General features: G+C 58.1%; 16 protein-coding genes. 13 read left to right on the top strand and 3 right to left on the bottom strand.

What is annotated here, in order from left to right:
• Window positions 1–24: 24 nt before the first annotated feature.
• A complete protein-coding gene (gene sohB / locus ACL2XG_RS04430; protein ID WP_413722790.1) occupies window positions 25–1071 on the top strand; it encodes a protease SohB in 1047 nt (348 codons plus the stop codon).
• Window positions 1072–1151: 80 nt separating this feature from the next.
• Here sohB and ACL2XG_RS04425 read toward each other — a convergent pair whose 3' ends face one another.
• The gene (locus ACL2XG_RS04425; RefSeq protein ID WP_410015221.1) at window positions 1152–1403 is read right to left on the bottom strand and encodes a YciN family protein; all 252 of its coding nucleotides are present in this window, start codon (window positions 1401–1403) and stop codon (window positions 1152–1154) included.
• A 421-nt stretch (window positions 1404–1824) separates the two neighbouring features.
• Here ACL2XG_RS04425 and topA point away from each other — a divergent pair, with 421 nt between their 5' ends.
• From topA to ACL2XG_RS04400, 5 genes are all read left to right on the top strand, one after another.
• Window positions 1825–4413: a type I DNA topoisomerase gene (gene topA, locus ACL2XG_RS04420; protein WP_410015220.1), complete on the top strand. Its 2589-nt coding sequence runs from the start codon at window positions 1825–1827 to the stop codon at window positions 4411–4413.
• Window positions 4414–5427: 1014 nt separating this feature from the next.
• Complete coding sequence (gene cysB, locus ACL2XG_RS04415; protein WP_410015219.1) at window positions 5428–6402, top strand: HTH-type transcriptional regulator CysB; 975 nt, start codon at window positions 5428–5430, stop codon at window positions 6400–6402.
• 147 nt (window positions 6403–6549) lie between these two features.
• Window positions 6550–9222, top strand: coding sequence for an aconitate hydratase AcnA (gene acnA, locus ACL2XG_RS04410; protein ID WP_413722791.1), 2673 nt, complete (start codon window positions 6550–6552; stop codon window positions 9220–9222).
• 469 nt (window positions 9223–9691) lie between these two features.
• The gene (locus ACL2XG_RS04405; RefSeq protein ID WP_410015217.1) at window positions 9692–10981 is read left to right on the top strand and encodes an HAAAP family serine/threonine permease; all 1290 of its coding nucleotides are present in this window, start codon (window positions 9692–9694) and stop codon (window positions 10979–10981) included.
• 90 nt (window positions 10982–11071) lie between these two features.
• The gene (locus ACL2XG_RS04400) at window positions 11072–12436 is read left to right on the top strand and encodes an L-serine ammonia-lyase (protein WP_410015216.1); all 1365 of its coding nucleotides are present in this window, start codon (window positions 11072–11074) and stop codon (window positions 12434–12436) included.
• A gap of 137 nt (window positions 12437–12573) precedes the next feature.
• On the opposite strand, the gene ACL2XG_RS04395 is transcribed toward ACL2XG_RS04400, so the two are convergent.
• Window positions 12574–12981 carry a helix-turn-helix domain-containing protein gene (locus ACL2XG_RS04395; RefSeq protein WP_410015215.1) on the bottom strand — a complete coding sequence of 136 codons (408 nt, stop codon included), beginning with the start codon at window positions 12979–12981 and terminating at the stop codon, window positions 12574–12576.
• A gap of 124 nt (window positions 12982–13105) precedes the next feature.
• Window positions 13106–13699: a GTP cyclohydrolase II gene (ribA, locus tag ACL2XG_RS04390; protein ID WP_410015214.1), complete on the bottom strand. Its 594-nt coding sequence runs from the start codon at window positions 13697–13699 to the stop codon at window positions 13106–13108.
• Between the two features lie 270 nt (window positions 13700–13969).
• Here ribA and pgpB point away from each other — a divergent pair, with 270 nt between their 5' ends.
• From pgpB to ACL2XG_RS04355, 7 genes are all read left to right on the top strand, one after another.
• Window positions 13970–14725, top strand: a complete 756-nt coding sequence (pgpB, locus tag ACL2XG_RS04385; protein ID WP_413722792.1) for a phosphatidylglycerophosphatase B — start codon at window positions 13970–13972, stop codon at window positions 14723–14725.
• 319 nt (window positions 14726–15044) lie between these two features.
• Complete coding sequence (locus tag ACL2XG_RS04380) at window positions 15045–15986, top strand: D-ribose ABC transporter substrate-binding protein (protein WP_410015212.1); 942 nt, start codon at window positions 15045–15047, stop codon at window positions 15984–15986.
• A 45-nt stretch (window positions 15987–16031) separates the two neighbouring features.
• The gene (locus tag ACL2XG_RS04375) at window positions 16032–16649 is read left to right on the top strand and encodes a DUF2291 family protein (RefSeq protein WP_410015211.1); all 618 of its coding nucleotides are present in this window, start codon (window positions 16032–16034) and stop codon (window positions 16647–16649) included.
• Window positions 16646–18166 carry a sugar ABC transporter ATP-binding protein gene (locus tag ACL2XG_RS04370; RefSeq protein WP_413722793.1) on the top strand — a complete coding sequence of 507 codons (1521 nt, stop codon included), beginning with the start codon at window positions 16646–16648 and terminating at the stop codon, window positions 18164–18166. Before ACL2XG_RS04375 ends, ACL2XG_RS04370 begins: the two co-directional genes overlap by 4 nt.
• A gap of 1 nt (window position 18167) precedes the next feature.
• Window positions 18168–19268, top strand: a complete 1101-nt coding sequence (locus tag ACL2XG_RS04365) for an ABC transporter permease (protein WP_410015209.1) — start codon at window positions 18168–18170, stop codon at window positions 19266–19268.
• A gap of 101 nt (window positions 19269–19369) precedes the next feature.
• The gene (locus tag ACL2XG_RS04360; RefSeq protein ID WP_410015208.1) at window positions 19370–20200 is read left to right on the top strand and encodes a transketolase; all 831 of its coding nucleotides are present in this window, start codon (window positions 19370–19372) and stop codon (window positions 20198–20200) included.
• On the top strand, window positions 20193–21137 hold the full coding sequence (locus tag ACL2XG_RS04355; protein WP_410015207.1) for a transketolase family protein: 945 nt from the start codon (window positions 20193–20195) through the stop codon (window positions 21135–21137). Before ACL2XG_RS04360 ends, ACL2XG_RS04355 begins: the two co-directional genes overlap by 8 nt.
• The last annotated feature ends 1 nt before the right edge of the window (window position 21138 follow it).

Raw genomic sequence — 21138 nt, 5'->3', positions numbered from 1 at the left:
AAACACATTCAGCAAGGCGACAGCGTGGAATTTATTACTCTTTATGGACTCTTCCTGGCAAAAACCATCACCGTGGTGCTGGCCTTCGGCGCGATTTTGCTGCTGGTCATGGGATTGCGTCAGCGGCAGCGCCGGCGCAAGGGCGAAATCCAGATAACGGATCTGGGTAAACAGTATCGTGAGATGCAGCGCGAAATGCAGCTGGCGCGCATGGGCGAGGCCGAACAGCGTATCTGGCACAAGCGGCATAAGAAGCAGGAAAAAGGCGAGGCGAAACTGGCGCGCGCGCGCGCAAAGCATGGCGAAAAAACGCCGCAGAAATCCTGTTTGTACGTACTGGATTTCAAAGGCAGCATGGATGCCGGCGAGGTCGCTTCGCTGCGCGAGGAAGTGTCCGCGGTGCTGGCGGTGGCGAAACCGGAAGATGAGGTGCTGCTGCGCCTCGAAAGCCCCGGCGGGGTGGTGCATGGCTACGGCCTGGCCGCCTCGCAGCTGCAGCGCCTGCGCGATCGCGGCATCCGCCTGACGGTAGCGGTGGATAAGGTGGCCGCCAGCGGCGGTTATATGATGGCCTGCGTCGCCGATCGCATTATCGCCGCGCCTTTCGCCATTGTCGGTTCCATCGGCGTCGTGGCCCAGATTCCTAACTTCAACCGGCTGCTCAAGCGCAATGATATCGACATGGAACTGCACACCGCCGGAGCCTATAAGCGGACCCTGACCCTGTTTGGTGAAAACTCGCCGGAAGGACGGGAAAAGTTCCAGCAGGATCTGAACGAAACGCATCAGCTCTTCAAGCAGTTTGTCCATGACATGCGCCCCACGCTTGATATTGAAGCGGTGGCGACCGGCGAGCACTGGTACGGCACCCAGGCGCGGGAAAATGGTCTGGTTGACGGCATCGGCACCAGCGATGATCTGCTGATTGCCGAAATGGCCAACCATGAGGTCATTAGCGTGCGTTTCACGCGGCGTAAACGTTTGCTTGCGCGTTTTACCGACAGTGCGGCGTTAAGTATCGAGCAGCGCCTGTTGCATTTATGGCAACGGGGCCAAAAACCCCTGCTGTGACGGCTCCCCGCCCCGAGGGCGGGCATGTCCGGCGGTTTGCGCCCGCCCGGGAACGGGAAACCGGCCCGGGCGAGGGTCATTTATTCCTCCAGGTGATACTTTTCTGACAACACCACGGCGAGATGTTTAAACATATTGAACACTGCCGTGGTTTTACGGGTGGGTAATCCATCCTGATCGAAAAAGAATTCACCGCGGAAAATCAGCACGCCGCCTTTCTGTTCTACCTCGGTGGCCTCCATGCCGTGCATATATTCATCATGCGCGCGAATAATCCGGTTAGCCTCAATAAGCAGGCTGTTGCGATCAATGGGGGTGGTGTTAGCGTACATACCTATTACTCCTTAGATGTCTTCCGGCCTATTGTAATCCCCGGTTGTGTTTGGCTGCAAACAGACTAAGGTTTATTCGTCGAACGGGCTTTTTAAACGCTTTTGCCGCCCGGGAAATTTTTTGCGCCGCTAATAAGTTGCACCAACTTTTTTATCATGTAGAGTGTGGGCCTTCATCAACTGGCGGGGATAACCGCATCCCAATCAATAGTTGATTTATCAATATTCAATGAAAGTATTGATAAATTAATTTTATTTTTCAATAGGTTAATCTCATGGCAAAGGCGAAAAAGCAGACTGGCTGAACAGAGGTTGATTTTTGACGGCGCTGCCGCAATATAAAATTAGTAAATGCCCAGCCAGGGTCTGGCGCACAAAATGCTTCTTAATTACAGAAGAAATCATTCAGGTAAAGGTAAACATGGGTAAAGCTCTCGTTATCGTTGAATCACCGGCTAAAGCCAAAACGATTAATAAATATTTAGGCAATGACTACGTCGTTAAATCGAGCGTCGGTCACATCCGTGATTTGCCCACCAGCGGTTCCGCCACTAAAAAAAGCGCCGACGCCACCAAAACGAAAAAAGTGAAAAGCGACGCGCAAACCGCACTGGTCAATCGCATGGGCATTGATCCTTACCACGGCTGGAAAGCGCATTACGAGATCCTCCCCGGCAAAGAAAAAGTGGTCAACGAGCTCAAAGCGCTGGCGCAAAACGCCGACCATATCTATCTCGCAACCGACCTTGACCGCGAAGGGGAAGCCATCGCCTGGCACCTGCGGGAAGTGATCGGCGGCGATGACAAGCGTTTTAGCCGGGTGGTATTTAATGAAATCACCCGCAATGCCATTACGGCGGCGTTTAAAAAACCAGGCGAGCTGAATATCGACCGGGTCAACGCCCAGCAGGCCAGGCGTTTTATGGACCGCGTGGTGGGCTACATGGTCTCGCCGCTGCTGTGGAAAAAACTGGCCCGCGGCCTGTCCGCCGGACGCGTGCAGTCGGTCGCGGTACGCCTGGTGGTCGAACGCGAACGCGAGATAAAAGCCTTCGTGCCGGAAGAGTATTGGGAACTGCACGCCGACCTCAAGGTGTCGGACAAGGCGCAACTGCAGATGCAGGTCACCCATCATGGCGACAAGCCCTTTAAGCCGGTCAACCAGGCGCAGACCCAAGCCGCCGTCAAGCAGTTGGAAAACGCGCAGTATGTTATCGCCGACCGTGAGGACAAGCCCACCAGCAGCAAGGCCGGCGCGCCCTTTACCACCTCGACATTGCAACAAGCCGCCAGCACCCGCCTGGGTTACGGCGTCAAAAAAACCATGATGCTGGCCCAGCGCCTGTACGAAGCGGGGCATATTACCTATATGCGTACCGACTCCACCAACCTGAGCCAGGACGCGCTGGCCATGGCGCGCGATTACATCGGCGCACAGTTCGGCGCCAAATATCTGCCTAAGCAGGCCAATGAATACGCCAGCAAGGAAAATTCCCAGGAAGCGCATGAAGCGATCCGTCCTTCCGATGTCAATAATCTGGCCGAACAGCTAAAAGATATGGAAGTGGACGCGCAAAAGCTGTATCAGCTGATCTGGCGCCAATTTGTCGCCTGCCAGATGATGCCGGCGCAGTACGATTCCACCACCCTGACGGTCAAAGCGGCGGATTACCAACTGCGCGCCAAGGGCCGCATCCTGCGCTTCGACGGCTGGACCAAGGTCATGCCCGCGCTGCGCAAAGGGGATGAAGATCGCACCCTGCCGCCGGTTAGCGTGGGCCAGACGCTCGGGCTGGAAAAATTACTGCCCAGCCAGCACTTCACCAAGCCGCCCGCGCGCTACAGCGAAGCGTCCCTGGTCAAGGAACTGGAAAAACGCGGCATCGGCCGGCCGTCGACCTATGTGTCCATCATCTCCACCATCCAGGATCGCGGGTATGTACAGGTAGAAAACCGCCGTTTCTACGCCGAAAAAATGGGCGAAATCGTCACCGACCGCCTGGAAGAAAATTTCCGGGAACTGATGAACTACGACTTTACCGCCCGCATGGAAGACAAGCTCGACCAGGTGGCCAATAACGAAGCCGAGTGGAAAGCCGTGCTGGACTCATTCTTCAGGGAGTTCAGCGAACAGCTCGAAAAGGCGGAAAAAGATCCGGAAGAGGGCGGCATGCGCCTCAACCAAATGGTGATGACCAGCATCGATTGTCCCACCTGCGGGCGCAAAATGGGCATCCGCACCGCCAGTACCGGCGTGTTCTTGGGATGTTCGGGGTATTCACTGCCGCCGAAAGAACGCTGCAAGACTACCATTAATCTGATCCCGGAATCGGAAACCCTCAATCTGCTGGAAGGCGAGGATGCCGAAACCAATGCTCTGCGCGCCCGTCGCCGCTGCCCTAAATGCGGCATGGCCATGGACAGCTACCTGATTGACAACGGCCGCAAGCTGCACGTCTGCGGCAACAATCCGCTTTGCGACGGCTATGAAATCGAGCAAGGCGAATTCAGGATCAAGGGCTACGACGGCCCGGTGGTCGAGTGTGAAAAATGCGGCTCCGATATGCATTTAAAACTGGGACGCTTCGGCAAATACATGGCCTGTACCAACGAGGAATGCAAAAACACCCGCAAAATCCTGCGCAACGGCGATGTTGCGCCGCCAAAAGAAGATCCGGTGCCGCTGCCTGAGCTGCAGTGTGAAAAATCGGACGCTTATTTTGTCCTGCGTGACGGCGCGGCTGGCGTATTCCTTGCGGCCAACACGTTCCCGAAATCACGTGAAACCCGGGCACCGCTGGTGGAGGAACTGGCGCGCTTCAAAGATCGCCTGCCGGAAAAACTGCGCTACCTGGCCGACGCGCCGGCAAAAGACCCCGAGGGCAACAAAGCCATGGTGCGCTTTAGCCGCAAGACCAAACAACAGTACGTTTCTTCCGAAAAAGACGGCAAGGCCACCGGCTGGACGGCGTTCTACATCGACGGCAAATGGCAGGTCACCAAAAAGTAGCCATGCGCCAGGCCCGCCAACACCGGGCTTAAAGCAGATGTGTTCAAGGCAGACCTAGCCAATGGGGTCGAATCGGGCGTGGTGTCCCCGCCAAACCGAGCCCCATGGCGCGGTAGGCCCGCCAACACTGCGCTTAATGCAGACGTGTTCAAGGGAGACCGTGCCAGTGGGGCCGAATCGGGCGTGGTGTTCCCGCCAAACCGAGCCCCATGGCGCGGTAGGCCCGCCAACACTGCGCTTAATGCAGGCGTGTTCAAGGGAGAGCGTGCCAATGGGGTCGAATCGGGCGTGGTGTTCCCGCCCGACCGAGCGCCCCATGGCGCGGTAGGCCCGCCAACACTGCGCTTAATACAGACGTGTTCAAGGGAGAGCGTGCCGATTGGGTCGAATCGGGCGTGGTGTTCCCGCCCGACCGAGCGCCCCGCGGCGCGCCAGGCCCGCCAACACAGAGCTTAATGCAGACGTGTTCAAGGGAGACCGTGCCAGTGGGGCCGAATCGGGCGTGGTGTTCCCGCCCGACCGAGCGCCCCATGGCGCGGTAGGCCCGCCAACACTGCGCTTAAAGCAGACGTGTTCAAGGGAGACCGTGCCAATGGGGTCGAATCGGGCGTGGTGTTCCCGCCCGACCGAGCGCCCCATGGCGCGGTAGGCCCGCCAACACTGCGCTTAAAGCAGACGTGTTCAAGGGAGACCGTGCCAATGGGGCCGAATCGGGCGTGGTGTTCCCGCCCGACCGAGCGCCCCATGGCGCGGTAGGCCCGCCAACACTGCGCTTAATGCAGGCGTGTTCAAGGGAGAGCGTGCCAGTGGGGCCGAATCGGGCCGGCAATCATCAACCAACCTACGGGTTGGTTTTTTTATGTCTTATAAATAAGTTATATATAGCGATTTTTTATGATTAAATAGTATTAATTGCAAGATTAGCTTTCCCGCTGACGCCGGGGAAAAAAAACGCCCCCAGGCCGCGCCGCTGACAAGTAACTCTTGCGCCAAATTTATGCCAGGATGACAAAAATGAAATTGCAGCAACTTCGCTATATTGTTGAAGTCGTGAACCACAACCTTAATGTCTCCTCCACCGCCGAGGGGCTGTACACCTCCCAGCCCGGCATCAGCAAACAGGTACGGATGCTGGAAGACGAACTCGGGGTACAGATCTTCGCCCGCAGCGGCAAACACCTCACCCAGGTTACGCCGGCCGGACAGGAAATCATCCGCATTGCCCGCGAAGTCCTCTCCAAGGTCGACGCCATCAAGGCGGTGGCGGGCGAACATACGTATCCGGATAAAGGCTCGCTCTATGTCGCCACCACCCACACGCAGGCGCGCTACGCGCTTCCGGATGTGATCAAAGGGTTCATCGAACGCTACCCCCGCGTTTCCCTGCACATGCATCAAGGCTCGCCGACGCAAATCGCCGAAGCGGTCTCCAAAGGCATCGCGGATTTCGCCATCGCCACCGAAGCGCTCCACCTCTACGACGACCTGGTCATGCTGCCTTGCTACCACTGGAACCGCGCCATCGTGGTACTGCCCACCCATCCGCTGGCGGGCAAAGACCAGATCACCATTGAAGAACTGGCCGCGTTCCCCCTGGTCACCTACACCTTTGGGTTTACCGGCCGCTCGGAACTGGATACCGCCTTCAACCGCGCCGGGCTCACGCCGCGCATCGTCTTTACCGCCACCGATGCCGACGTGATTAAAACCTACGTCCGCATGGGCCTGGGCGTCGGCGTCATCGCCAACATGGCGGTCAGCAGCGAGGCCGACCCCGATCTGGTAAAAATCAACGCCGACGCCATGTTTGCCCTCAGCACCACCAAAATCGGCTTTCGCCGCAGCACCTTCCTGCGCAGCTACATGTATGATTTTATCCAGCGCTTCGCGCCGCATCTCACCCGAGACGTCGTGGATACGGCGGTGGCCCTGCGCTCCAATGAAGAAATCGAAGCGATGTTCAAGGATATTAAATTACCGGTAAAGTGACGCGCCGGTGCCGGCACCGGCATGACCGCATCGGTGAACACACTTTATGTTATGAAAAAGTTGCGTAATTCTTGTAAATTGTTTACTGCAATGCCTCAACCTGGATAGGGTTATGACTATAATGAAGTAAAAGTCTGGAGGAGAGCTATGTCGACAACGATTCGAGAAGCCAGTAAGGATCAACTGGTCATACGTGATAAAACCTACCGCTATTACAGCCTGCCGCGCGCCGCCCAACAGCTGGGCAACCTCGACCGGCTGCCCAAATCCATGAAGGTCCTGCTGGAAAACCTGCTGCGCAACCAGGATGACGACATCGTCACCGAAGCGGATCTGCGCGCCCTGGCGGGCTGGCTTGAGCACGCGCACGCGGACGGTGAAATCGCCTACCGTCCGGCGCGGGTGCTGATGCAGGATTTTACCGGCGTTCCGGCGGTGGTAGACCTCGCGGCGATGCGCGAAGCGGTAAAGCGCCTTGGCGGCGACGTCGATAAGGTCAATCCGCTCTCGCCGGTGGATCTGGTTATCGACCACTCGGTCACCGTCGACAGCTATGGCGACGATCGCGCTTTTGCCGAAAATAACCAATTGGAAATGGAACGCAACCTCGAGCGCTATAAATTCCTGCGCTGGGGACAACAGGCGTTCAGCCGTTTTCGCGTGGTGCCGCCTGAAAACGGCATCTGCCACCAGGTCAACCTGGAATATTTGGCGCTCACCGTCTGGCATGAAGAGCAGGATGGCGAGGCGGTGGCGTTTCCCGACACCCTGGTCGGCACCGACTCGCACACCACCATGGTCAACGGCCTGGGCGTGCTGGGCTGGGGCGTAGGCGGCATTGAGGCGGAGGCGGCCATGCTGGGCCAGCCGGTCTCGATGCTGATCCCCGATGTGGTCGGGTTTAAACTTATCGGCAAACTCAATGAAGGCATTACCGCCACCGACCTGGTGCTTACCGTCACCCAAATGCTGCGCAAACACGGCGTGGTGGGCAAATTCGTTGAATTCTACGGCGACGGGCTGGACGTACTGCCGCTGGCGGACCGGGCCACCATCGCCAATATGGCGCCGGAATACGGCGCCACCTGCGGTTTCTTCCCGGTGGATGCCATTACCCTGGATTACCTGCGCCTGACCGGCCGCTCCGAGGAGCAAATCGCCCTGGTGGAAGCCTACAGCAAGCAGCAGGGATTATGGCGCCACCACGGCGACGAACCCCGCTTTACCAGCACCCTGACGCTTGATATGGGAAGCGTAGTGGCAAGCCTTGCCGGACCGAAGCGTCCGCAGGACCGGGTGGCGCTGCCGGGCGTGCCCGCCGCGTTTCGCGCCAGCGACGAACTGGATTTCACCCGGCGCACCCACCATCCTGATTTCCAGACCTTTGAACTGGATGGACAACAGCATGAACTGCACCAGGGCGCGGTGGTGATTGCCGCCATTACCTCCTGTACCAATACGTCCAACGCTAATATCCTGATGGCCGCCGGCCTGCTGGCCCGCAACGCGGTCAACAAGGGATTGCGGACCAAGCCCTGGGTCAAGACGTCCCTGGCCCCCGGTTCCAAAGTGGTGACCGATTACCTCGCCGCCGCCGGCCTGACGCCTTATCTGGATCGCCTGGGCTTCAACCTGGTGGGCTACGGGTGCACCACCTGTATCGGCAATTCCGGCCCGTTAAAGGAATCCATCGAGGCGGCGATTAAATCCGGCGACCTGACGGTGGGAGCGGTGCTTTCCGGCAACCGCAACTTCGAGGGGCGCATCCATCCGCTGGTGAAAACCAACTGGCTGGCTTCACCGCCGCTGGTGGTGGCCTATGCCCTGGCCGGCAACATGCAGGTGAACCTGAGCGAAGATCCGCTCGGCACCGACCCGCAGGGACAACCGGTATATCTCAAGGATATCTGGCCCAGCTCGGCGGAAATCGCCGATGCGGTGGCGCTGGTCAACAGCGCCATGTTCCACAAGGAATACAGCGCGGTCTTTAACGGCAACGCGCAATGGCAAAATATCGAGGTCAACCGCACGCCGACCTACGACTGGCAACCGGATTCCACCTATATCCGCCTGACGCCGTTTTTTGACGATATGCAGCATCAGCCGAAGCCCGTGGAAAATATCACCCATGCCAGAATCTTGGCCATGCTGGGCGATTCCGTGACCACCGATCATATATCGCCCGCGGGCAATATCAAGGTGGACAGCCCGGCCGGCCTGTACCTGCGCGAGAACGGCGTCGAAGCCGGTAACTTTAATTCCTACGGCTCCCGGCGTGGTAATTACGAAGTGATGGCGCGCGGCACCTTCGCCAATATCCGCATCCGCAATGAGATGGTGCCGGGCGTAGAAGGGGGGATTACCCGCCATATCCCGTCAGGCGAGGAGCTGGCGATTTACGATGCCGCCATGCGTTACCAGCAGGAACAGGTGCCGCTGGCGATTATCGCCGGGAAAGAGTACGGCTCCGGCTCCAGCCGCGACTGGGCCGCCAAGGGGCCCCGGCTGCTGGGTATACGGGTGGTGCTTGCCGAGTCGTTCGAGCGAATCCACCGCTCCAACCTGATCGGCATGGGCATTTTGCCGCTTGAATTCCCGGCGGGGGTCACCCGGAAAACGCTGGGCCTGACCGGCGACGAAAGCATCAGCATCAGCGGACTGGACGAACTCGCGCCGGGCCAAACGGTACCGGTGCGCATTACCTATGCCGACGGGCGTATTGACGTGGTGCCGGCACGTTGCCGCATCGATACCGGCAATGAGCTGACCTACTTCCGCCATGACGGCATTTTAAACTACGTGATCCGCAAAATGTTGTAATCTCCGGCGCGTCCCGCCGCCCGCCAGGGCGGCGGAACAGGACGGGATGCGAATAAACGACAGAATCTGCGTGACATTGGCGATGCCGGGTATATTATTTCCCCGGCATATTTATTTTTATCGCCAGACTTAATTATTTTATTTATTGGCCTGACAAGGTTATTCTGTTATTATGTTGGCATATAAAGTATCAAATTAGCACCCTTACAGCGCACCGGTGATAAAGTATTAATATTGACATTTTAATTTAAATACCGTTTTTTTATCCTCTCAATTAATACCTGCAATTTTGTGATCCCTACAGGGTTATTATTAATTCCATTTGATATAGAATGCCGCCACTGAAAGATAGCGCCTGCGGATGAAAATAAAAATCTATTTTCATGAGTGGTTATTTTTAACCTTAGCGCAATATCTTTAACATATTCGCGGCATTTTTATTTCATCGTTCCCTGAGGAGAACACTATAATGAATAGCATCACGGAAAGCGCATCGGTGCTGGAGGCGTCCTCCGCCTCCAGCTGGCGCAGAAGCGACACCATGTGGATGTTGGGCCTGTACGGCACGGCCATCGGCGCGGGCGTGCTGTTTTTACCTATTAATGCGGGCATCGGCGGGCTGTTGCCGCTCATTATTATGGCGATTCTCGCCTTTCCCATGACCTTTTATGCCCATCGCGGATTATGCCGCTTTGTATTATCAGGTAAAAATGGCGGCGAGGATATAACTGAAGTTGTTGAAGAACATTTTGGCGTGGGTGCGGGTAAATTAATCACCTTGCTGTATTTTTTTGCAATATATCCTATTTGTCTGGTGTATGGCGTCGCCATCACCAATACCGTTAACAGCTTTATTACCCACCAGCTCCATTTGGTGGCGCCGCCGCGGGCGATATTATCGCTGATATTAATTGTCGGGCTGATGACCATTGTGCGCTTCGGCAAAGACATGATTGTCAAAGCGATGAGTATCCTGGTTTTCCCTTTTGTCGCGGCATTGATGTTGCTGGCGCTTTATCTTATTCCCAACTGGAGCGCCGCCATATTCGATAACGCGTTCGTTGCCGGCGCCGCCACCGGCCATGGTCTGATGACCACGCTATGGCTGGCGATCCCGGTCATGGTCTTCTCGTTTAACCATTCGCCGATTATCTCCTCGTTTGCGGTAGCCAAGCGTCAGGAATATGGCGTGGGCGCGGAGAAAAAATGTTCCCGCATCCTGGCCTGCAGCCATGTGATGATGGTAGTAACGGTGATGTTTTTTGTGTTTAGCTGCGCGCTCAGCCTGTCCACCGCCGATCTGATGGAAGCCAAGGCGCAGAATATTTCCATCCTGTCCTACCTGGCCAATCATTTTAACAACCCGCTGATTGCATGGATGGCGCCGATTATCGCCACGGTCGCTATCAGCAAATCCTTTCTTGGCCACTACCTCGGCGCCCGCGAAGGCTTCAACGGCATGATGATCAAAGCATTACGCAGCCGTGGCAAAACCGCCTCCGAAGAAAAGCTTAACCGCATCACCGGCATCTTTATGCTGCTGACCACCTGGCTGGTGGCGACGCTTAACCCCAGCATCCTCGGCATGATTGAAACCCTTGGCGGTCCGGTTATCGCCATGCTGTTGTTCTTGATGCCGATGTACGCCATCCAGAAAGTACCGGCGATGAAAAAATACAGCGGCCACTTCAGCAACGTATTTGTGGTGTTTATGGGCCTGATCGCCATGTCGGCGATTATCTACAGCCTGATGGGCTGATGGCCAAGCCGGGTCCTTCGGGCCCGGTCCGCTTTTCGCGCCGAGGATGTCGATGGAAAACCTTCGGCGCCGCATAATAAGGACAGGGTTATGGTTAGCATTTTTGATATTTTCAAGATAGGCATCGGTCCTTCCAGTTCGCACACCGTCGGCCCGATGAAAGCCGGGAAAATGTTTACCGATGATTTGCAGGCGCAGGGGCTGCTTTCCTCGATCGACCGCCTCGGCGCGGACGTCTATGGTTCCCTGTCATTAACCGGCCGGGGACATCATACTGATATCGCCATCATCATGGGCCTGGCCGGCAAGGCGCCCGATACGGTTGACGTGGATGCCATCCCGCAGTTTATCCAGCAAGTGCGGCAGCGTGGGCGGCTGCCCCTGGCGGACGGCCACGAAGTGGATTTTGCCGTGGCCTCGGCCATTGTGTTTCGCGATGAGAACCTGCCGTTGCATGAAAACGGCATGATGTTCAATGCCTACCGGCAAAATGCGCTGGTTTACAGCAAAACCTATTATTCCATCGGCGGCGGGTTTGTGGTCGATCGGGAAAACTTCGGCAAAAAGATCCCATCCGAGCAGGCGGTGCCGTTTCCTTTCTTTTCGGCGCAGAACCTGTTGCGCCACTGTCGCGATAATTGCCTGTCGCTCTCGGCGGTGGTGATGAAGAACGAACTGGCCCTGCATACCCGGGAGGAGATCGAACACTATTTCGGCGCGGTATGGCTCACCATGCAAAACGCCATGCAGCGCGGCATGAATACCGAGGGCGTGCTGCCGGGGCCGATCCGGGTGCCGCGCCGCGCCTCCAGCCTGCACCGGCTGCTGTTTACCAATGATCGTTTCTCCAGCGATCCGATGAACGCCATGGACTGGGTCAATATGTTCGCCATGGCGGTGGCCGAGGAAAACGCCGCCGGCGGGCGGGTGGTTACCGCGCCGACCAATGGCGCCTGCGGCATTATCCCGGCGGTGCTGGCCTATTATGATCATTTTATCCAGCCGGTGACCCCGGAGGCGTACCTGCGCTATTTCCTGGCCTCCGGCGTGGTCGGCGCGCTGTATAAAATGAACGCGTCCATTTCCGGCGCCGAAGTAGGGTGCCAGGGTGAAATCGGGGTGGCCTGCTCGATGGCGGCGGCGGGGCTGGCGGAGCTGCTGGGCGGCAGTCCGGAACAGGTGTGCATCGCGGCGGAAATCGGCATGGAGCATAACCTCGGCCTGACGTGCGATCCGGTGGCGGGCCAGGTGCAGGTACCCTGTATCGAGCGTAACGCCATTGTGGCGATGAAGGCGATTAACGCCGCGCGCATGGCGGTGCGGCGCACCACGGAACCGCGCGTGTCGCTGGATAAGGTTATCGAGACCATGTATGAAACCGGCAAGGACATGAACGCCAAATACCGCGAAACATCGCGCGGCGGACTGGCGATCAAGGTTGTGTTATGTGAATAGCGCGGGGCATGAAATCAGCTGAACCCGGCGGCAAGGATGGCCGCGTCCGGGTCCGCCACGGGCATTGCGGCCTCAGGGCCGGGGAAGGCGGCGATGACCGCCGCGATAGGTGCTCCCGCCGCCGGGAGGGCCGGGGTTCACCACAGGATATTGTTTTCGGCGGCGGAGATATACCAGTCGACGGCAGAGGCATCCGCGCTTTTTTCCACCAGGGGTTTGTCCGCTTCATCCACGGTTGCGGCTTTTTTGCGGATCCGCAGCGGCGTGTTCGCTTTTTCGCCGCTGACCTGGGCGTTAAAGGCGCGCACTTCGGTGTCGAACAGCACCCCTTCCAGCTGATGCAGGCGATTGAGGCCGCGCAGAATGCAGATAAGCGTGCTGAGCGTGACCGAACCGCCCATTTCGGCGCGTTTGATGGTGGCGATGCCCAACCCGGAACGCTCCGCCAGATCAATTTGCGACAGGCGCTGCTCAATGCGCGCATCCTTAATCCGGCAGCAGAGATCGGCAATGATTTCGCTGTCGTTCATGGTACTGAACTTCATGGTTTATAACCCTGTATTTAAAGAGAGTAATATACCTTAATCATGGGCCCGGATTCGGGTGGCCGATCTCATAATCAGGCTCCAGGGGCGCGCCGGATGGCGCGGCCCCATCATCCGCGGGGCGTTATTTAATATCCAGCAAATGGCCCATTTTGGTCGCTTTGGTGTTCAGGTAGCGTTCATTTTCCGGGTTGCGCCCGACGATAAGCGGCACGCGCTCGGTAATGTTAATGCCCGCCTCCGTAAGGATTTCCACCTTTTGCGGATTGTTGGTCAGCAAACGTACCGATTCCACGCCCAGCAGTTTGAACATATCGGCGCACAGGGTGAAATCCCGCTCGTCGGCGGCAAAGCCCAACTGGTGATTGGCCTCAACGGTATCGGCGCCTTTATCCTGGAGCGCATAGGCGCGTATTTTATTCAGTAAGCCGATGTTACGGCCTTCCTGGCGGTGATAGAGCAAAATGCCGCGGCCTTCCTCGGCAATGTGGGTTAACGCGGCCTCGAGCTGAAAGCCGCAGTCGCAGCGCAGGCTAAACAAGGCGTCGCCGGTGAGGCACTCGGAGTGCACCCGCGCCAGCACCGGTTCCACGCCGGTAATATCACCGAAAACCAATGCCAGGTGATCGTGTCCGGTCGCTAATTCCTCGAATCCCACCATCAGGAAATCGCCCCAGGGTGTCGGCAGTTTGGCTTCTGCCACACGTTTAAGCTGCATGTTGCTCTCCAAAACTTCTTTATCGTCGCTCATCTCACTCTCGATGATGCCGTCTGACCAAGCATGGTGCGGTCGAGTGCGCGAAGATTCATTAATAGTGCATTTTGCCATAAATTTACCGAAAACTGACGGTTGAAAATCCTGTTTGCTGGCAAAATAGTCATTAGATTGTCACAATTGCTTACCGACCGATCGTTCTTATTAGGAAAATTGCCGCCGCCCTGACGTTAAACTGTTCAGCGGTAAGACATTTAACGGAAAATTATCTTTATGTTTGAAACAGCGAAACGCACCGGCCTGGGCGCGGTAATACTTATGATAATACCACTTTTGGTCTGGGTCAGTGGCTGGCAGTGGCATCCCGGCAATGAGGCCGGCTGGTGGCGGGGTATGTTCTGGATAACCCAAACCGTCAGCGCGCCGTGGGGCATGGTTACCAGCGCGCTGCTGCTGGGCTGGTTTCTCTGGTGCCTGCGCTTTCGCTTAAAGCCCGCCCTCGCACTGGCCTGTATCCTGGGCGTGACGATTTTAGCGGGCCAGGGCCTGAAAACGGTTATCAAGGAGCGGGTGCAGGAGCCGCGGCCCTATGTGCTGTGGCTGGAGAACGCCTTCGCCATCGACGATCGGGCGTTTTATTCGCTCCCGCCTAAAGCGCGCGCGCAATGGGTGAAAAAGGAGCTGCAGAACGAGGAGCAGATCCCGCCGTGGCTGCGTAAGCACTGGCAGCATGATACCGGTTTTGCCTTCCCTTCCGGGCATACGATTTTCGCCGCCAGCTGGGCGCTGCTGGCGCTGGGGCTGCTGTGGCCGCGCCGGCATTTCGCCTCGGTGGCGATTATCATGATCTGGGCGGTGGCGGTCATGTGCAGCCGGCTGATCCTGGGGATGCATTGGCCGCGGGATTTGGTCATGGGAACCGTGCTGAGCTGGCTGATGATAACGCTAGCCTGCTGGCTGGTGCAGCGCTGGATTGGCCCGCTGACGCCGAAAATCGACGAGGCGCGGGATATTAAATCCCGCGCCTAGCCGGCTGCCGCCCCAGCGGCGCGTTCTCGCAAACGCACCCTTGCCGGGAAAAACATAAGCCTCATCGCATGCCGTCCCGTGCCGGCCAGCCTGGCGCGCCACGAGGTCGCGGGCGGGCGGGGGAACCACGCCCGATTCGACCCCAGCGGCATGTTTTCATTTCCCCGCATCCGATGTAATCATCTTGTTGCTTTTTGTGACAGCACTCGCTATTCCCAACAATCGTAATGGACATTATCGCGGGGACTTGCCACACTCCAGTTGAATATAAAATCAAAAGTGAATATATATTCACGTGTATTCATCCAGGAGAACAACAATGAACACCTTCCTACTGAAACCCTGCGTTGCCGCCGTCCTCTTGTCATTATCCATGGCGTCCTTCGCCGCGGATAAAGGCCTGATTGCCATCATTACCCCGTCCCATGATAACCCGTTCTTCAAGGCGGAAGCCGATGCCGCCTCGGCCAAGGCCACCGAGCTGGGATATACCACGCTGGTGGCGTCCCATGACGATGACGTCAGCAAGCAGAACCAGCTGATTGAAACCGCCATCGCCCGTAAGGCCAAGGCAATCGTGCTGGATAACGCCGGGTCAGACGCCACTATCGGGCCGTTGAAAAAGGCCAAGGCGGCCGGTATTCCCGCCTTCCTGATCGATCGTGAAATCAATGCCACCGGCGTGGCGGTGGCGCAGATCGTGTCCAATAACTACCAGGGCGCGCAGCTGGGCGCGGAGAAGTTCGTCAAGCTGATGAACGGCAAAGGCAAGTATGTGGAACTGCTGGGCAAGGAATCCGATACCAATGCCCACGTGCGTTCGCAGGGCTACCACGATGTGATTGACGAATATACCGGGCTGAAGATGGTGGCGCAGCAAACCGCCAACTGGAGCCAGACCGAGGCTTTCAGCCGGATGGAATCCATTTTGCAGGCCAATCCGGATATTACCGGCGTGATCTCCGGCAACGATACCATGGCATTGGGCGCCGAAGCCGCGCTGAAGGCCGCCGGGCGCAAGGACGTGATCCTGGTGGGTTTTGACGGCAGCGATTATGTACGCGACTCGATAATCGCCAAGGGCAATATCAAGGCCACGGTGCTGCAGCCGGCCGCGGCGCAGGCCGAAATGGCGGTGGAACAGGCGGATGTGTACCTGAAGACCGGCAAAGCCGGTAAAGAAGAGAAGCAACTGATGGATTGCGTGCTGATCGACGAGACCAACGCCAAAAACCTGAAGACCTTTAGCCTGAAAAACTAATCACCTGTGGCAAGGGGCCGGACGGCCCCTTGATTGGGAGACGACATGCAGCTCAACGCATTACGCAAGACGGGAATAGGATGTGTGATCCTGCTGCTGCTGACGGCCTGTGACGTGGTCGGTCTGGACAGTAACGGCAAACCTGTTATCCCCGCCGATCCGTCGGCCGGGCCGGATTATTCCAACCAGACGCCGGCGCAAATCGCGCAGGCCTTCTGGGCGCCGAAGGTGCTGCCGGCCGCGCACGCCCAGGCGCTTGACTGGACGGCGCTCAAGCAGGCCCAGGGGCAGGTGAAGGGCGTCGACGGCAAGAGCGTCTATACCCGGTTCAGCGGCAAGGTGACCGCGGTGGATGCCGACGGCCTGGAACGCAAGCTGACGCTTAGCGTTAACAACGAGCCGGTTACCCTGCAGTTGGGACCGATTATCAGGGGCAACGCCGTACGCGATGCCGCCGGTTTTCTTCGTTTTGAGGATTTTAAAAACCAGGTGCAGTTTGCCCAGGTGGCCAAGGCGCTCAATAAGCAGGCGTTAAGCGGCCTGCCGGCGGTGGATGGCGGCTGGGTCGGGCAGCAGGTGGACGTGCTGGCGGCGGTGACACTGCGCGCGGACAGTATTGATGACGCCGTGGCGCTGGAGCTTAAACGGGGGACGGCACAATGAGCGAGACACCGGACATTATCCTGCGCGCCAAGGGCATCACCATGCTTTATCCCGGCACGCTGGCGCTGGATAACGTGGACTACAACGTCTATCGCGGCAAGGTGAATGTGATTATCGGCGAAAACGGCGCCGGTAAATCAACCCTGATGAACGTACTGGCCGGCGTGCAGCAGCCTACCTCCGGCCAGATGCTGCTTAACGGCGAGCCGGTAAGCTTCGGTAATACCCGGGACGCGGCGGCCAAGGGGATCGGCATGGTGCATCAGGAGCTGAACCTCTCGGAAAACCTGAACGTGGCGGAGAATATTTTTCTCGGACGCGAGCATCAGAAGGGATTATGGCCGATCGATCAGGCCGGGCAGGAACGCATTGCCGCTGAGCTGATGAATCGGCTGGATCAACCTATCTCGCCGCGCGAACTGGTGGCCAACCTGAAGGTCGGCCAGCAGCAAATGGTGGAGATCGCCAAGGCGCTGGCGGAACAGGCGGATATTCTGATCCTTGACGAACCCACTTCGGCGTTAAGCAAAACCGAAGTCAACGTGCTGTTCCGGGTGATCCGCGAGCTGACGCGCCAGGGAGTGACGATTATCTATATCTCCCACCGCCTGGAAGAGCTGATGACCATCGGCGATTACATCACCATTCTGCGCGACGGGCGTTTCCAGGCCGAGGCGCGGGTCAGCGAAATCGACGTGCCCTGGATCGTGCGGGAAATGCTGGGAGGTGACCCTGTCACAACATTTCTCAAGCCGGGCCGCACTTTTGGCCTGCCGGTGTTGCAGGTCGATCATATTACCAGCGTTAACGATGCCGGGCATCCCGTGGTCAACGACGTGTCCTTTAGCGTGCGCGCCGGCGAAATCGTCGGCATTTACGGTCTGATGGGCGCCGGCCGCACCGAGCTGTTTGAATGCCTGCTCGGCACGGAAAAAAACTATCTGGGCAAAATCTGGCTGGGGGATTTGCCGGTGTCGACGCGTATGCCCACCGCCAACCGTATCAAGCTCGGCATGAGCCTGGTGCCGGAAGATCGCAAAAAAACCGGTATTTTCCCGGCCTCGAGCGTCGCGGTCAACCTGACCATTGCCAGCCTGTGGCGCCGCTTGCAGCACGGTTTCAGCATCATGCGCCAGCAGGAGCAGCAGGCGGTGGCCACCACCATCGGCAATCTGTCGATCAAGGTCTCGTCGCCGGATGTGGAGATCCAGGCGCTGAGCGGCGGCAATCAGCAAAAGGTGGTGATCGGACGCTCGCTTTTGACCAACCCGAAACTGCTGCTGCTGGACGAACCCACCCGCGGCATCGACGTGGGCGCCAAGGCGGATGTGTTCGAGATGATGGTGGCGTTGTCGGAGAAGGGCATCGGCATTTTGTTCTCCACCTCGGATTTGAAAGAAATCATGGCGGTCTCCGACCGTATTCTGGTGATGTCGAACGGTAAATTGACGGCCAATGTCGAGCGTCAATCGGCCCAGGAATCGGCATTGGTCTCGGCGAGTGCAAAAGGGTTTTGATATGAAAGCAACCAACACCGCGACATTAGCGCCCCTGACGGGCACCCGGCGTTTTCGCTCGCGCGAAAATATGCTGCTGCTGCTGCTTAAATTGCGCACTTTTATCGCGTTATTCCTGATCCTGGGGTTTTTTACCACCACGGTGCCCGGATTTCTCGAGACCGGCAGCATCATCATCATGATGAAACACATCTCGATTAACGCCTTTTTGGCGCTCGGCATCACGTTTGTCATCATCACCGCCGGCATTGATCTGTCCATCGGCGCTACCCTCGGCCTGTGCGGCATGTTCGCCGGCTGGATGCTGACCCAGGGCATCGTATTGCCGATGTTCGGCATCGCCATATTTCCCAGCGTCTGGGTGATCGTCCCGGCGGTACTGCTCCTGGGGGGCCTTATCGGCGCCATTAACGGCTGGATTATCACCCGCTATAACGTCGCGCCCTTTATCTGCACCCTGGGCACCATGTACATCGTGCGCGGCGCGGCGATGCTGCTCTCCAACGGCGAAACCTTTCCGGGACTTGACGGCAACCCGCGCCTGGGCAACACCGGATTTGATCTTATCGGCGCGGGAACGCTGTTCGGCGTGCCCTACAGCATCTGGATGATGTTTGTGCTGGCGCTGGCGATTGCCTATATCGCCCGCCGCCTGCCGTTCGGCCGCCATGTGTACGCCATCGGCGATAACGAGCGCGCCGCCGAGCTGTCCGGCATCAAGGTCAAGCAGGTCAAGGTCTGGGTGTACACCATCTCGGGGCTGTGCGCCGCCGTGGCGGGGATCGTGGTGTCCTCGCAGCTGGTGGCCAGCCATCCCGCCACCGGCACCGCGTTTGAAATGAACGCCATCGCGGCGGTGGTCCTGGGCGGCACATCCCTGGCCGGCGGGCGCGGCACCATCGTGGGCACCCTGATCGGCGCCTTTGTCATCGGCATCCTGGCGGACGGCCTGGTGATGATGGGCGTCAGTGAATTCTGGCAAATGGTCATCAAGGGCATGGTCATTATCGTGGCGGTGATTATCGATCAGATGCAAAACCGCATGCAGCGCAAGGCGGCCATTGTCTCGCAAAAAATCATTAAAGAGGGCGCGCCTGAATAACGCTACGCCCGCATCGCGGCGGGTAGCGTTTTTTTTGGCTTATTCGAATAAATATTCTTTTATGCGTAAAAATTCGCTTCAAGCGAAAGAGAGGTAACGTGATGAACCCCTATTCATTATCAGTCGATGAACTGGTCAAGAAGGCGCGTCAGATTCGCCGCCGCATCGTAGCGTTGAACGCCGGAAGCCCGGCCGGCGGCCATACCGGCGCCGACCTCTCCGAGGTGGAAATCCTGACGGCGCTTTATTTCCGCGTGCTGAACTGCGCGCCCGACAGGCTAGACGATCCCGCGCGGGATATCTATATCCAGTCAAAGGGCCACGGCGTCGGCGGTTATTACTGCACGTTGGCCGAAGCCGGCTATTTCCCCATCGATTGGCTGCCGACCTACCAGCATGCCAATTCCCATTTGCCCGGCCACCCGGTGCGCCATAAGACGCCCGGCATCGAACTCAATACCGGCGCGCTCGGCCACGGCCTGCCGGTGGCCGTGGGCATCGCCCTGGCGGCCAAACGCGACCATAGCGCCAGGAAAGTGTTCGCGCTGACCGGCGACGGCGAACTGGCCGAGGGCAGCAACTGGGAAGCGGCGCTGGTGGCCGCCCATTACGGCCTGGATAACCTGGTCATTATCAACGATAAAAACAAACTGCAGCTGGCGGGCCTGACGTGCTCGATCATGAATACCGATCCCCTGGCCGACAAGTGGCTGGCCTTCGGCCTGAACGTGACCGAATGCGCCGGCAACGATATGCAATCAGTCGTGGATACGCTGGAAAACCTGCCGGCCAACGGCAAGCCTAACGTGGTGATCGCCAATACCGAAAAGGGCGCGGGTATCTCTTTTACGCAGGGACGGGCCGAATGGCATCACCGCGTATTCAAAGGGGATGAAATCACTCAGGCGTTGGAGGAATTAAAAGATGAGTAATGCAGAACATTTGGCAAGCGTGATGGTGGAGCAGCTAATCAAGGCGGTAGACAATGGCATGGACGTGGTGCCGGTGCTGGCGGATTCCACCTCCACGGCCAAGATCGGCCCGTTTATCGCGCGGTTCCCGGATCGCATCGTCAACGTCGGCATCGCCGAGCAAACCATGGTGGGCACCGCAGTGGGGCTGTCCATCGGCGGCAAGATTGCCGTGACCTGCAACGCCGCGCCGTTCCTGATTTCCCGCGCCAACGAGCAGGTCAAAATCGATGTCTGTTATAACAACTGCAACGTCAAGCTGTTCGGGCTTAACGCCGGCGCCAGCTATGGGCCGCTGGCCAGCACCCATCATAGTATCGATGATATCGCGGTGCTGCGCGGTTTCGGCAATATCCAGATCTTTGCGCCGTCGTCCCCTGAGGAATGCCGCCAGATTATCGATTATGCCCTGTCTTACGTCGGGCCGGTCTATATCCGTCTTGACGGCAAAGCGCTGCCCGCGCTGCACGATGCCGGTTACCGTTTTAAACCGGGACAAATCGACATGCTGCAACACGGCGGCGACGTGGCGCTGGTGGCCATGGGCTCGACGGTGCACGAGGCGGTGGAGGCCGCCGGTCTGCTGGCGGAGCAGGGCATTTCTGCCGCGGTCGTCAACGTATCCTCTATTCGCCCGTGCGATACTCGCCAACTCCTGGCGCTGTTAAAAGAGAGTCAACGGGTGATTACGCTTGAAGAGCACAATATCAACGGCGGCCTCGGCAGCCTGGTGGCAGAGGTGCTGGCCGAGGCGGGCTGCGCCATTCCGCTGGTGCGCCTGGGCATTGGCGACGGCGAGTACGCCATCGCGGCGGACCGGGCGGCGATGCGCGCCCATCACGGTTTTGACGCCGCGGGCGTGGTGCGCACCGCCCTGCGCGTGTGCCGGGGGGCCTGAC

The sequence above is a fragment of the Sodalis sp. RH24 genome (assembly GCF_047324145.1).
Taxonomy (GTDB): domain Bacteria; phylum Pseudomonadota; class Gammaproteobacteria; order Enterobacterales; family Enterobacteriaceae; genus Acerihabitans.
The sequence above is the reverse complement of the archived record's forward strand: the minus strand, read 5'-3'. Positions and strand labels throughout refer to the sequence as shown.

What these genes read in the sequence shown, in the direction of transcription:
- topA (WP_410015220.1), top strand. Translation starts at nt 1,825, where the DNA reads ATGGGTAAAGCTCTCGTTATCGTTGAATCACCGGCTAAAGCCAAAACG.
- ribA (WP_410015214.1), bottom strand. Translation starts at nt 13,699, where the DNA reads ATGCAGCTTAAACGTGTGGCAGAAGCCAAACTGCCGACACCCTGGGGC.
- ACL2XG_RS04400 (WP_410015216.1), top strand. Translation starts at nt 11,072, where the DNA reads ATGGTTAGCATTTTTGATATTTTCAAGATAGGCATCGGTCCTTCCAGT.
- pgpB (WP_413722792.1), top strand. Translation starts at nt 13,970, where the DNA reads ATGTTTGAAACAGCGAAACGCACCGGCCTGGGCGCGGTAATACTTATG.
- ACL2XG_RS04365 (WP_410015209.1), top strand. Translation starts at nt 18,168, where the DNA reads ATGAAAGCAACCAACACCGCGACATTAGCGCCCCTGACGGGCACCCGG.
- ACL2XG_RS04355 (WP_410015207.1), top strand. Translation starts at nt 20,193, where the DNA reads ATGAGTAATGCAGAACATTTGGCAAGCGTGATGGTGGAGCAGCTAATC.
- cysB (WP_410015219.1), top strand. Translation starts at nt 5,428, where the DNA reads ATGAAATTGCAGCAACTTCGCTATATTGTTGAAGTCGTGAACCACAAC.
- acnA (WP_413722791.1), top strand. Translation starts at nt 6,550, where the DNA reads ATGTCGACAACGATTCGAGAAGCCAGTAAGGATCAACTGGTCATACGT.
- ACL2XG_RS04370 (WP_413722793.1), top strand. Translation starts at nt 16,646, where the DNA reads ATGAGCGAGACACCGGACATTATCCTGCGCGCCAAGGGCATCACCATG.
- ACL2XG_RS04360 (WP_410015208.1), top strand. Translation starts at nt 19,370, where the DNA reads ATGAACCCCTATTCATTATCAGTCGATGAACTGGTCAAGAAGGCGCGT.
- ACL2XG_RS04395 (WP_410015215.1), bottom strand. Translation starts at nt 12,981, where the DNA reads ATGAAGTTCAGTACCATGAACGACAGCGAAATCATTGCCGATCTCTGC.
- ACL2XG_RS04405 (WP_410015217.1), top strand. Translation starts at nt 9,692, where the DNA reads ATGAATAGCATCACGGAAAGCGCATCGGTGCTGGAGGCGTCCTCCGCC.
- ACL2XG_RS04375 (WP_410015211.1), top strand. Translation starts at nt 16,032, where the DNA reads ATGCAGCTCAACGCATTACGCAAGACGGGAATAGGATGTGTGATCCTG.
- ACL2XG_RS04380 (WP_410015212.1), top strand. Translation starts at nt 15,045, where the DNA reads ATGAACACCTTCCTACTGAAACCCTGCGTTGCCGCCGTCCTCTTGTCA.
- ACL2XG_RS04425 (WP_410015221.1), bottom strand. Translation starts at nt 1,403, where the DNA reads ATGTACGCTAACACCACCCCCATTGATCGCAACAGCCTGCTTATTGAG.